Raw genomic sequence first — 12,498 nt, forward strand, 5'->3', positions numbered from 1 at the left:
TTAGTTTATTCGTTGATGATTTCCACCGTCATGGTCACGTCGTTTTTAGGACGGTCACCGCGCAGTGTCTCTGTGTTTTGTATTTTTTCCACCACGTCGAGTCCTTCTTCCACTTCGCCAAACACGGTGTATTGTCCGTCGAGGAACGGAGTTCCGCCCACGGTAGTATAGGCATTGGTCTGTTCTTGGGTAAAGGTAGGCAGTCCCATGTCCTTACATTGTTGTTTTGTTTGTGTTATGAGTTGGTCTTGCAGCGCCATGAGTGCCTCGCGGTCGCGGTTGCGTCTGAGTTCCATGATGCGTTCGTGGTTCTGTCGTGCCAGTTGGTTAAATACGTTTTGCTCTTGTTGCATAGCCATTTGTCGCTCCATTTGTCGGAGCTCTTGAGGTTTGTAAGTCTTTCCCCAGACGATGTAGAACTGGCTTCCGCTGCTTTCTTTTTCAGGATTTACCTCATCGCCGAGTCGCGCAGCACTAAGTGCGCCACGCTTATGGAAGCACTGTGGATATGCAAATTCAGCGGGAATGGTATATCCGGGCCCACCCGTACCGAGCATTTTGCCAGCAGGTGCGCCTTTGCTGTCAGGGTCTCCGCCCTGAATCATGAAGTCTTTGATGACACGATGAAAGAGCGTTCCGTTGAAGAATCCCTCTCTGGCCAACTTCAGGAAGTTGTCGCGATGCTTTGGAGTCTCGTCGTAGAGGCGCACAGTGATACTGCCCTCTGAGGTGTTTATTCTAACTTTTGCCATAATCTATTTCTTGTTTTTATATTCTTTTTTGTGTTACCAACAGGTTCCAAGCCTCTCTTATCCATAGTACGAGCGACGATCCTGCGATGATAATGAGCCAGTCAGTCCATCGGAGACTAACCACGTTGAAGAACTTTTGGAAGCCCGGTGTCTCAACCATTGCCACTTGTCCTACGAAGATGATGACCACGATAGTGATCAAGCCCTTACACCCTTTGAAATGCAATGCACTGCGATGACTTCCGAATGCCCTTGCGTTGAAGAGGTAGAAGAAGTGTGTCATGACAAAAACGGTAAACAGCAATGTGAGTTCGTAAGCGCTGATATGTCGTTTATTGCTGAGTTGCAGTTGCAGAAAGTCTGTCAGCGAGGTGATGTCGGTATGTTGGAAAGCATAGAGCATGGTGAGCAGCAGTAGGAAGAAGAACAGTCCTACGCCCACAATCTCTCTTAGCATTTCCTTGGTCAGAATGGATTTATACCTGTTGCGTGGCTTATCTTTCATCACAGCGTGTGATGGTGGGAGTGATGCCAAAGCCATGGCAGCAAACGTATCCATAATGAGATTGATCCAAAGCATCTGTGTCACGGTGAGTGGCGACTCAGTATCCATGAACGCACCGAATAGCACAAGGAGGCAAGCGGTGACGTTTACTGTGAGTTGGAACAGTAGAAAGCGCTGAATATTCTGGTAGAGCGACCGTCCCCACATGACCGCTTTGCCTATGCTGGAGAATGAATTGTCGATGATAGTGATGTCGCTGGCCTCTTTGGCAACACTCGTTCCGTCGCCCATCGACAGTCCCACGTGGGCAGCACGCAGTGCAGGGGCATCGTTGGTACCGTCGCCAGTGACTGCCACCACCTCTCCGTTCTTCTGCAATGCTTCTACCAGTCGGCGTTTGTCCATAGGTCGTGCGCGTGCTATGATTTTCAGTTGCTCCACACGCAGGCGCACCTCTTCATCGGAAAGCGCTTCAAATTCAGGTCCCGTAATGATGCTTTGGTCGGTGTCGTGATCGTTCCACAGTCCTATTTGTCGTGCTATCTCGCGAGCAGTACCCGGTGTGTCGCCAGTCACGATCTTGACTTTAATGCCCGCCTCCATACATTCGTTGATGGCTTGTGGCACATCGCTTCTGACGGGGTCTGCTATGGCTGCAATGCCTATGAAATGCAGACAGGATGCCTGTAGCTTATGATTGACAATGGGGAGGGGTGCTCCCGGTTCGAGTATCTGATAGGCAAATCCCAGTGTGCGCATGGCGCGTTGCTGATAGACAGCCAGTTGTTGGTCTATCTCTCTGCGTTCCACGTCAGCTGTCTGACACATGGCAAAGACGATTTCCGGTGCACCTTTCACATAGAGTATGCGTTGTCCTTTACGGGCAACCGACTCCACAACCGTAGCCATGAATTTATGTTCGGTAGAGAAAGGCAGTTCTGCCAGTGTCGTGGTCTGCAGTCTGATGGTGCGATAGTCGTTGCCTTGGCTGTGTAGCCATAGCAGCAATGCTCCCTCAGTGGGGTTTCCCAATACGGCAGGTTCGCCACTTTTCGAATAGTCGAGCGATGCAGTAGCGTTGACAGCGAGTCCTTCCGCTACGATGTCGGCATCTGTTGTGCCATACAGCTTCATCTCATCCACCCGCATTTGATTTTCCGTCAATGTTCCAGTCTTGTCGGTACAGACGACAGTGGTAGCTCCCATAGTTTCGCAGGCATGCATCTTGCGCACCAAATTATTGCTTTTCAGCATGCGTCGCATACTGTAGGCCAGACACAGTGTGACGGTCATGGGTAGTCCTTCGGGTACCGATACCACGATCAGCGTCACTGCAATCATGAAGGTTTGCAGCATATAAGCGGTGAAGTCGATCCACTGAAAATGGTCCATGGCAGTGAGATATGCCACGATTCTTCCCACTACAATACCTGTAGCCACGATATAGCTGACGACGGTGATCCATTTTCCCAGTTGTCCGAGCTGTTCGTCGAGTGGTGTACGTATGCTGTTGTCTATCTGTACAGCCTCAAACACTTTGCCTTGTGCGGTATGGTCGCCCACTGCCGTGACGCGACAGATGGCATGTCCCTCCATTACTTTCGTGCCCTTCATCACTTGGTCGGTGGGGTAGGTGGCATCGGGATCAGCCTCTTCTGGACGTTCACTTTTGTGGCAGATGGGTTCGCCCGTCAGTGTCGATTCGTCGATTTGCAGCGATGTGGAAGTCAGCAAGACGGCATCGGCAGGCACTTCCATGCCTGTGTTGAGCACCACCACATCCTCTACCACCAGTTCGCGTCGCGGTATCATGGTAGTGTTTCCCTGTCTGATCACCTCCACGGGTTCATCATCGTTTACTTGGTTGAGTATAGCAAACTCTTTGTTGGCTTGCCATTCAAAGTAGAAAGAGAGTCCTGTAGCCAGCATGATAGCCACAAAGATGCCTACGGGTTCGAAGAAAACTTCGCCTCCTTTGTCGAGTCCGTAGTGTTCGTAGCATGCTATTCCCACTGACAATAATCCTGCAACGAGTAGGATTATGATGAGTGGTTCGTGAAATTTTTCCAGGAACTGCCGCCACAAAGGATCCTTTTCCGGTGGGGTCAGTATGTTTTCCCCATACTTTTTTCGGTTCTCTGCCACTTGTTGCGGTGTCAGTCCTGTATATTGTTGTTTCTGTGTCATGTATGCTTTTGTAAATGCAGTGCAGTCGTTATTACGACAATCAGTTTGCAAAGTTACGATTAAGCAATCGGAAAACAAAGAAAAAACAGATATATTCTTCGTGGTGTTCCTATTTTTTATCATATTTTGACATGGTGTAACCCTTTGAACCATATTACATTGCAGATACGTAGAGGGGGTGTCGGGTTGTTGTGAGTGGCGGTTAGTCCTGTTATGATGGTCAGATATGGCAGCCAGTCTATGACAATTTAATGAAAATTAACCGTCGAAGCGTACAAGAAATTGACTTTTTTCATATCTTTGTAGCAGAATACAATCCAAAAACTACGATTATGAATAAGAAAAAAGGTGGAAAACGCATAACGAAGAAGCAACTCGTGGAGCGGCTTCAGACATTCTTCCAAGAAAATCCCAACGAGACATTCTCGTTCAAACAGATATTCCGTGCACTCCGATTGGTAACCCATCCCGCTAAAATGCTCGCCATCGACACGATGGAGGAAATGGCATGGGACGACTATCTCTCGAAGGTTTCGGAAAACAGTTACCGGCTCAACCTCAAAACACAAGTGCAGGAAGGCACCTTTGTGCGCAAGGCCAATGGTAAAAACTCGTTCCTTCCCGACGATGGCGGCACGCCCGTGTTTGTCAGTGAGCGCAACTCTATGTATGCACTCAACGGCGACCGTGTGAAAGTGGCCTATATGGCACGTCGCGAAAAACATATCAAGGAGGCAATGGTGGTAGAAATCTTGTCGCATAAGCGCGATCAGGCGGTGGGTCGTCTGCGTGTGGAAAAAGACTATGCCTTCCTTGTTACCGAGGGAAACATCTTTGTTCACGACATCTTTGTGCCGAAGAAAAAACTCAAAGGTGGTAAGGATGGCGATAAGGCAGTGGTGAAAATCACCCAATGGCCATCGAAGGAATCGAAGAACATGGTGGGCGAAGTCATTGATGTGCTTGGTAAAGAAGGCGACAACAATGTGGAGATGCACGCCATATTGGCACAATACGGACTGCCTTACAAATATCCGAAAGCCGTGGAAGATGCTGCCGAAAAGATAGATCCCACTATCACGCCTGATGAGATTAAGCGTCGTGAAGACTTCCGCGATGTGTTCACTTGCACTATAGACCCGAAGGATGCGAAAGATTTCGACGATGCACTCTCCATTCGCAAAACGAAGAATGGACTCTGGGAAGTGGGTGTCCACATTGCCGATGTGTCTCATTATGTGACCGAAGGATCTATCATTGACAAGGAAGCCATGAAGCGTGCCACGAGTATCTATCTCGTTGACCGCACCATCCCGATGCTTCCCGAACGGCTGTGCAACTTCATCTGCTCCCTTCGCCCCGATGAGGAGAAGCTCGCCTATTCGGCTATTTTCGAGATGGACGACAATGCAAACATCAAGAAATTCCATATTGCACACACCGTCATCAAGAGCAACAGACGCTATGCCTATGAAGAAGTGCTCGACATCTTGCAGCAGTGTGAGGCTAAACCCTCATTGCGCAAGACCATTGAAAATGCAGAAATGCTCTGCACCCTCGCTCGCTTGTCGCAGATACTGCGTGAGCGCAGATTCAAAGGCGGTGCCGTGCGCTTCGACCGCGAAGAGTTGCATTTCGATATAGACGAGAAGGGTAAGCCCATCAGAGCTTATTTCAAGAAGTCGAACCAGGCTACCCAACTCATTGAAGAATTTATGCTCATAGCCAACAAGTGGGTGGCAGAAAGTGTGGGTAAGGTGAAGAAAGGTGTTAAAGCCAAGACACTGCCCTACCGTATCCACGACCAGCCCGACCCCACCAAGCTGGAGGCATTGCGCGAATTTGTAGTGAAGTTTGGTTATAAGATGAAGACTGCCGGCACCAAAGGAGCGATCTCGCGCAGTCTGAACACGCTCATGGACGAGTGTCAGGGTAAGCGAGAGCAGAACCTGATAGAGATTGTTGCTCTCCGATCAATGATGAAGGCAAAGTATTCCACCCATAATATAGGTCACTACGGACTGGCTTTTGAATACTACACCCACTTCACTTCGCCCATCAGACGCTATCCCGACACGATGGTACACCGTCTGTTGACACGCTATCAGGACGGAGGCCGCAGTGCCAGCCAAGATAAATACGAGGAACTCTGCGAGCACTGTTCCGACATGGAGCAGGTGGCACAGCAGGCTGAGCGCGATTCTATCAAGTATAAGATGGTAGAGTTTATGGCAGACAAGTTGGGCCAGTGCTTCGATGCGCATATCAGTGGCATCCAGTCGTATGGTATCTATTGCGAGATAGACGAGAACCACTGCGAGGGAATGGTACCTATGCGCGACCTTGACGACGACTACTACGACTTCGACGAGAAGAACTATTGTCTCGTTGGCAGACGTCATCACCACAAATACCAACTGGGCGATGCAGTACGCATCAAGGTGGCAAGAGCCAATATAGAGAAGCGACAGCTCGACTTCACACTGGCTGACGACGACGAATAATCCATCGGGACAACCCCTGGAAAATACATATTCCATATACTATCGGGAGGCATAGCCGTCAACGGCAGGTTGCTTCCCGATTTTATATGCTATTTGCCAAGGTGTTTCCGATGGTGTGTAATAGTATGAAATATAATGGTTTACACCTATATGAAAGATACTTTTCTCAGCAAAACAAATTGATTTGCCGAGGAAAACAAATTGATTTGCCGAGGAAAACAAATTGATTTACCGAGCAATTCAATTTGATTTGCTGAGTAAATTCATTGAACTTGGTCTGCAAATTCATTGAAATTGCTGAGTAAATTCATTGAAATTGCTGAGCTGTACGCGTAACGTTTTGAACGTAAGGAATATATAGATGGGGTAAAAGAATGTTGTCGGCAAGGGGAAAATGATATGGCTTTGAAGCGGAAATAATATGTGGAATACAAAAAGAAAAATGTGTTTTCTTTTTGTATTCTACTCACTTAATCGTACCTTTGCAAAACGAAAAACAAATAAACAAAGATATGGACGCAATCAAAAAACTGTTCGCAAAGAAGCTGATGGATATCAAAGCCATCAAATTGCAACCCAACGAACCCTTTACATGGGCATCTGGTTGGAAGTCACCAATCTATACCGACAACCGCAAAACACTGTCGTATCCCGACGTGCGCTCGTTTGTAAAACTCGAACTGTGCCACGCCATTCAGGAGAATTTCCCTGAGGCAGAGGCTGTGGCTGGTGTTGCCACAGGTGCTATAGCACAAGGAGCTCTCGTGGCAGACCAGCTCGGACTGCCCTATGCCTACGTTCGTCCGAAACCAAAAGACCACGGTATGGGCAACCAAGTAGAGGGACACATCGAAAAAGGTGCTAAGGTTATCGTGGTAGAAGACCTGATCTCTACCGGAGGAAGCAGTCTTAAAGCCGTTGAAGCACTGCGCCAGTATGGATGCGAAGTCATTGGTATGGTGGCATCGTTCACCTATGGTTTCCCCGTTGCCGAACAGGCTTTCAAGGAGGCTGGCGTGCGTCTGATTACGCTGAGCAACTATGCTGCCGTGCTTGAACAGGCTGCCGACACCGGATATATCAAGCCAGAAGACATCGAAGTGTTGAACGAGTGGCGTAAGGACCCAGCTGCTTGGAAGGCATGACAAAGTTTGAAAGCAGCGTACACCAGATTCCATATCCGGTGGAAAACGTTTATCGCAACATCAGCGACCTCACCAACTTGGAGCGTATTAAAGACCGAGTGCCCGAAGACAAACTGAAGGATTTTCAGTTTGACAAAGATAGTGTGCAGGTCAATGTGCCACCGGTAGGACTTCTGAAACTGCGCATCATAGAGCGTGAAGACAATAAGTGTGTGAAGTTTGAAGCAGAGAAATCGCCAGTACCCTTCAACCTTTGGATACAGGTGCTGCCCGTCAACGACCACGAAAGCAAGATGCGTGTCACCGTAAAGGCCGACATCCCATTCATGCTCAAAGGCATGGTGAGCGGTCCACTGCAGGATGGAGTAGAGAAAGTTGCCACTGCTTTGGCACAGGTGCCCTACACCTTGTAGGCACACCTCTGCCAATCAACCCTTACACCGATTATATATTATACACGACAGATGAATAAACTTTGGGAGAAGAACTTTGAGGTGAATGCAGAAATAGAGCGCTTCACCGTGGGACGCGACCGTGAGATGGATCTCTACCTCGCACCCTACGATGTGATGGGATCTATGGCACATATCACTATGCTTGAGAGTATTGGCCTCTTGGAAGCCGACGAACTGAAACAACTGTTGGCTGAACTCAAACAAATATATGCCATTTGCCAGCGCGGCGAATTTCGCATAGAAGACGGAGTGGAGGATGTACACTCACAAGTGGAACTCATGTTGACACGAAAACTGGGCGACATGGGTAAGAAAATACACTCAGGCCGATCACGCAACGACCAAGTATTGGTGGATTTGAAACTCTTTACACGCCATCAACTCATGGAACTGGCAGACGGGGTGAAAGTGCTTTTCGACGAATTGCTCGCTAAGAGCGAACAGTATAAAAGCGTGCTCATGCCGGGCTACACCCATCTGCAGGTGGCAATGCCATCATCCTTCGGACTATGGTTTGGCGCCTACGCCGAGTCGTTGGCAGACGATATGCTCTTTCTGCAAGCAGCATACAAGATGACCAACCGTAACCCGTTGGGATCAGCAGCAGGATATGGATCGTCGTTCCCACTCAACAGACAGATGACCACAGACCTCTTGGGATTCGATTCTATGGACTATAACGTGGTTTATGCGCAGATGGGACGAGGAAAAATGGAGCGCAACGTGGCATTTGCCATGGCTACTATAGCAGGAACACTTGCTAAAATGGCATTTGATGCGTGTCTCTTCAACTCGCAAAACTTCTCGTTTGTGAAACTTCCAAAAGAGTGTACCACCGGAAGTAGCATCATGCCCCACAAGAAAAATCCCGATGTCTTCGAACTCATCCGTGCGAAATGCAACAAGATTCAGGCTTTGCCACAACAGGTGACACTCATCATGAACAATCTCCCCGTGGGTTATTTCCGCGATCTGCAGATTATCAAAGAGGTGTTCTTGCCTGCTTTCGACGAACTGAAAGACTGTTTGCAGATGGCGGCATACATCATCAATAAGATTGAAGTGCGCGAGGATATTCTCGACAATCCCATGTACGACCCGATGTTCTCCGTAGAGGAAGTCAACCGTTTGGCTGCTGCCGGAATGCCCTTCCGCGATGCGTATAAGAAGGTTGGGCTCGATATCGAGGCTGGAACTTTCACACCCAACAAGGACATACACCATACGCATGAGGGTTCGATAGGCAATCTCTGCAACGACAAGATAGCCGATCTGATGCAGCAAGTGCTTGGAGGTTTCGGTTTCAACCGTGTCACCGATGCAGAAAAATCGCTGTTGGAAAACGCTTAAACCATAAGGCAAACAACAGAACAATATGGCTGAAGGCTATAGCAAACATTATAATATGGATAGTCGCCCTACCGTTGTGTCAACACCAACGGGAAGGCGACTTTCTGCTTGGACAGGGCACCTTTCTCTTTGGACAAGGCGCCTTACGGCAGGTGTGGCAGTACTGCTGATGGCAACGGCATGCTCCACAGACCCTGAATTCAGTGCATGGCCCTGTCGCTTTGTCTATGATAACGGACTCCATCTCGACCAAACACTCGCCACAGCCACCAACAGCATGTCGCGTGGCATATTTTGTCATATCACCGAAAGCGTAAGACAAGGAGCGAAACACCTCGTGTTTACCAATTCTGACGGACTTTCATCCACACAGCGCGAAACGGCGGCAGAGAGCGAGAGCCACTATCAGCTCGGACTCAGCAACGGCATCATTGTGGGCTATCAAACTTTTAATACGACGCCAAACGGCGGATTTATTGCTTATGATGCACAGTGTCCAAACTGTGTGAGAAACGGCAATTCGCTGGGAAGTAGCAAGTATATCATCCAAATGGATCATAAAGGCATGGCGACCTGTCCCACTTGCAAGCGACAATATATGCTCAACAATCGGGGCATAGTGGTCAATGGCGGTAAAGACGACCATAAACTGGAACAATACGCACTGGTCAATTGTACCGGGCCAACGGGGGTTGTTTCTGTTTTCTCACGACAATAATCTACCAAGGTTTATCCGATAGGCAATGGATGGAAGTCGCATAGACCTCTATCCAGTATTCTCATGTGCTGACAAGACATAGCGACTGGTCAGCCGCAATGACTCTATTCGTTCAGAAAGCGATGCAAAGCACTGATGAGGACATCGTTTTCTTCAGGACTCTGGGTGGCTATGCGGAAGTGGTGGGGCGATAGATTGGCAAAGTTTGAACAGTTGCGAATCAGAATGCCCTCATGGTCTATCAGCCAATTCTTCAGTTGAAGGCTGCTGGCTTGCTCTATCATACAGAGCATAAAAGTGCTGTCGGTGTCGTAAACGCTGATGCCAGGGAGGGCACGCAAAGCATCGCGAAGGCGTGCGGTCTCTTTCAACAGTCCCTCAAGGTCGCTGATGGCGGGCTTGTCTTGAGCGATCAGAAAGCGTGCACCCTCGATAGCCAAGGCTCCTACCGACCATGGGCGCTGGTACTGGCGGAGGTGTCGCAATATCTCAGGATGTGCTGTCACATAGCCTACACGCATGCCCGGCACCGCATAACGCTTGCTCAGCGAATGGAGCAGAATGAGGTTGGGATAGCGCATCACTTGTTTCACATCTACTAATTTTGCGGCGGTATAACCTTCATACGACTGATCGACCACGAAAAGGTGGATGGGATTGGTGGCGATAAGATGGTCGATGATGCCTTCGGTCATCACTCCTCCTGTTGGATTATTAGGATTGCAGAGCCAGTAGATGCGGCGCGTAGGCAGCAACTTCTGGTCGTTTTCATACTCATAGCTGATGATATGTTCGTTGAGGCGACAAGCATCGGCATACTCGCTGAAAGTGGGTTGGGGGATGACAGACATGCCGCCACGCGTCATCTGGGCTATGAGATAGATGGCTTCGGTCACACCGCTGGTCACCATCACGCATTCGGCAGGGATGTCGTGATACTCGGCCAACTGTTCTTCGAGCTTCCGAGGCTGAGGTTCCGGATAGTGGTTTACAAGGTCAAGATGGTTGGCAAGATGGGCTTTCAGGGCTGTATGGTCTGTCTGTTGGCAGATGTTGGAACTGAAATTGATGCGCACCTGACTGTTGTAGCGGTAGAGATCGTCACCGTGTCCTTCTATCATTGTCTTATTCTTCTGGAGAGTTTAGGAATCGTTGGATGTTTGGTAATAAGTGAAGTAATGCCTGTCAAGGTGTAGGGCTACACCTTATTTATATATATAGGGCGGCTCGTTCATGTCTGACGTGCCACCCGTATGGTCATATCGTTAGTATCGAAATGTATGCCAGGGCGCTCGATGAAGCGACTCAGCGAACCGTCGGCGGCGAGCTGGTGAGGGGTGTCGATGCTCAAACGGTCGGGTTCCATCAGCCAAATGCGGTCTGCCAACTGCATGGCGAGTTCTACATCATGGGTGGAAAGAAATATCGTTTTCTGTTGTTCGTGTGCCAGTCGTCGCAGCAATTGCATCATCTCAACCTTGCTGGGAAAGTCGAGAAAGGCTGTTGGCTCATCGAGATAGATGGTGGGTGTTTGCTGCGCAAGGGCTTTGGCTATCATACATTTCTGGCGTTCACCGTCGCTCAACGTGTGAACTGGACGGCGTCTAAGCCGGTCGATGCCTACCAAACGGATGGCTTCGTCTATCATTTGGTGGTCGTCAGCATCGAGTGAACCCCAGAAACCGGTATAGGGCGAACGCCCCATGCCTACCATTTCTTCTACAGACATATTGCGCACATCGGGCTTTTCAGTCAGTACTACACCCACTTTCTTGCTGAGTTGGCGCGACGAAAGGGCTGTCAGCGGAGTGCCGTCGAGATAGATTTCGCCGGAAAGGGCGGGTTGGAATGCCGACAAAGTGCGCAGCAGTGTGGATTTGCCGATACCGTTCTGCCCCAACAAACAAGTCAGTTCGCTGGCATTGATGGTTGCGTTGATATCGCTGACCACGATGCGTTGCTGTCCTTTGACGATATACCCGATGGTGAGATGTCTGAGTTCTACGGTTTCCATGAGGTTGACTTTTGTATGCTGGGAATTATTTCTCTTTTGAAGTGAGTTCGTTGCGCAGACCCTTCATGCCTGTGAGATAGGCTTTGGCAGATCCGAACGAAAGGAACATATCCAAGCGTACGGGCAGGTGATTCTTATCGTCGGTGACGAAGAAACGTATGAGTTCGTGGTTCTTGCCGTCCTCACGTTCGATAAATGAGAATATCAGACAACGGAACTTCGCATTGCTGTTTTTCATCTTCAGCGTAGTCTTTCCGCCGTATTTCAACCATGAGTTGCTTAGGTGTCTGGCATCGCTGATGGGCATGGGGATATTCTCGCCCTTGCGCAACTTGGATGTGTCGAAGTTGCGTGCACGAAGGAAAATGCTCATCATGTCGTAGATGCAGTCCTTATACTCTGCTTGTTTCCAGTGGTGTTTACCGTCGGCATCGATGCGATGCATCTTCAAGTGGCTGTTTCCCTTAGGGTAGCTATACCATAACTCATCTACGTAATAGCGCTTGCCCTCGCGTGCTCCTTTGCGGTAATAAAGTGGGGTAATATCGGTAGTGGTGTAGCATAGCAGGGTATCGCGCATGATAAACATATTGTCGAGCTTGTCGTTACCACGCGTGATGAGGCTCGACCGGAAGGCAGGCACACCTTTGTGGGTCGATTGTACGGTGGACATAGATGCCGTGCCGACCTTCACCCATACGAATTTCCAATTGAAATAGAGGTCGTAGGAGAGATACTCGCCCGATTTGAAGGCGGTGTTGTGGATGCCACATTGCGCTTGCGAGGTGGTGACGGTGTGTGAGAAAAGTGGCAGACAGAGCATCAGCATGAGCAATAGGCGTCTGCCGTTGGTATTCAGGTGTTTCAT

9 protein-coding genes and 1 pseudogene are annotated in these 12,498 nt (G+C 49.2%); 5 read left to right on the top strand and 5 right to left on the bottom strand.

Annotated elements, in window-relative coordinates; genetic code table 11:
- Positions 1-5: 5 nt before the first annotated feature.
- Positions 6-752: a peptidylprolyl isomerase gene (locus tag CIK88_RS04860; protein ID WP_371591509.1), complete on the bottom strand. Its 747-nt coding sequence runs from the start codon at positions 750-752 to the stop codon at positions 6-8.
- 16 nt (positions 753-768) lie between these two features.
- The gene (locus CIK88_RS04865) at positions 769-3,444 is read right to left on the bottom strand and encodes a calcium-translocating P-type ATPase, PMCA-type (RefSeq protein ID WP_094434913.1); all 2,676 of its coding nucleotides are present in this window, start codon (positions 3,442-3,444) and stop codon (positions 769-771) included.
- Between the two features lie 332 nt (positions 3,445-3,776).
- Here CIK88_RS04865 and rnr point away from each other — a divergent pair, with 332 nt between their 5' ends.
- The 5 genes from rnr to CIK88_RS04890 all read left to right on the top strand — a co-directional run bounded on the left by rnr (position 3,777) and on the right by CIK88_RS04890 (position 9,616).
- Positions 3,777-5,948, top strand: coding sequence for a ribonuclease R (gene rnr / locus CIK88_RS04870; protein ID WP_094434915.1), 2,172 nt, complete (start codon positions 3,777-3,779; stop codon positions 5,946-5,948).
- A gap of 512 nt (positions 5,949-6,460) precedes the next feature.
- Complete coding sequence (gene pyrE, locus CIK88_RS04875) at positions 6,461-7,093, top strand: orotate phosphoribosyltransferase (RefSeq protein ID WP_094391010.1); 633 nt, start codon at positions 6,461-6,463, stop codon at positions 7,091-7,093.
- Positions 7,090-7,506: a polyketide cyclase gene (locus tag CIK88_RS04880; RefSeq protein ID WP_094391009.1), complete on the top strand. Its 417-nt coding sequence runs from the start codon at positions 7,090-7,092 to the stop codon at positions 7,504-7,506. The genes pyrE and CIK88_RS04880 overlap by 4 nt, the downstream gene beginning before the upstream one ends.
- Before the next feature lie 51 nt (positions 7,507-7,557).
- Positions 7,558-8,898 (top strand): argininosuccinate lyase, encoded by a 1,341-nt coding sequence (gene argH, locus CIK88_RS04885; RefSeq protein WP_094391008.1) that lies wholly within the window; start codon positions 7,558-7,560, stop codon positions 8,896-8,898.
- A 25-nt stretch (positions 8,899-8,923) separates the two neighbouring features.
- Entirely contained in the window at positions 8,924-9,616 is a 693-nt protein-coding gene (locus CIK88_RS04890) for a hypothetical protein (RefSeq protein WP_144007230.1), read from the top strand.
- Between the two features lie 104 nt (positions 9,617-9,720).
- Here CIK88_RS04890 and CIK88_RS04895 read toward each other — a convergent pair whose 3' ends face one another.
- From CIK88_RS04895 to CIK88_RS04905, 3 genes and pseudogenes are all read right to left on the bottom strand, one after another.
- The gene (locus CIK88_RS04895; RefSeq protein WP_094391006.1) at positions 9,721-10,737 is read right to left on the bottom strand and encodes an aminotransferase class I/II-fold pyridoxal phosphate-dependent enzyme; all 1,017 of its coding nucleotides are present in this window, start codon (positions 10,735-10,737) and stop codon (positions 9,721-9,723) included.
- Between the two features lie 125 nt (positions 10,738-10,862).
- Positions 10,863-11,630, bottom strand: a pseudogene (locus CIK88_RS04900) (ABC transporter ATP-binding protein); the annotation flags it as partial.
- Positions 11,631-11,655: 25 nt separating this feature from the next.
- Positions 11,656-12,498, bottom strand: a complete 843-nt coding sequence (locus CIK88_RS04905; RefSeq protein WP_094391004.1) for a DUF3108 domain-containing protein — start codon at positions 12,496-12,498, stop codon at positions 11,656-11,658.

Source organism: Prevotella sp. P5-50, from assembly GCF_002251295.1.
Lineage (GTDB): Bacteria > Bacteroidota > Bacteroidia > Bacteroidales > Bacteroidaceae > Prevotella.

Excerpts from the sequence above, each read along its gene's own strand:
- CIK88_RS04860 (WP_371591509.1), bottom strand. The coding sequence starts at position 752 with ATGGCAAAAGTTAGAATAAACACCTCAGAGGGCAGTATCACTGTGCGC.
- CIK88_RS04865 (WP_094434913.1), bottom strand. The coding sequence starts at position 3,444 with ATGACACAGAAACAACAATATACAGGACTGACACCGCAACAAGTGGCA.
- rnr (WP_094434915.1), top strand. The coding sequence starts at position 3,777 with ATGAATAAGAAAAAAGGTGGAAAACGCATAACGAAGAAGCAACTCGTG.
- pyrE (WP_094391010.1), top strand. The coding sequence starts at position 6,461 with ATGGACGCAATCAAAAAACTGTTCGCAAAGAAGCTGATGGATATCAAA.
- CIK88_RS04880 (WP_094391009.1), top strand. The coding sequence starts at position 7,090 with ATGACAAAGTTTGAAAGCAGCGTACACCAGATTCCATATCCGGTGGAA.
- argH (WP_094391008.1), top strand. The coding sequence starts at position 7,558 with ATGAATAAACTTTGGGAGAAGAACTTTGAGGTGAATGCAGAAATAGAG.
- CIK88_RS04890 (WP_144007230.1), top strand. The coding sequence starts at position 8,924 with ATGGCTGAAGGCTATAGCAAACATTATAATATGGATAGTCGCCCTACC.
- CIK88_RS04895 (WP_094391006.1), bottom strand. The coding sequence starts at position 10,737 with ATGATAGAAGGACACGGTGACGATCTCTACCGCTACAACAGTCAGGTG.
- CIK88_RS04905 (WP_094391004.1), bottom strand. The coding sequence starts at position 12,498 with ATGAAACACCTGAATACCAACGGCAGACGCCTATTGCTCATGCTGATG.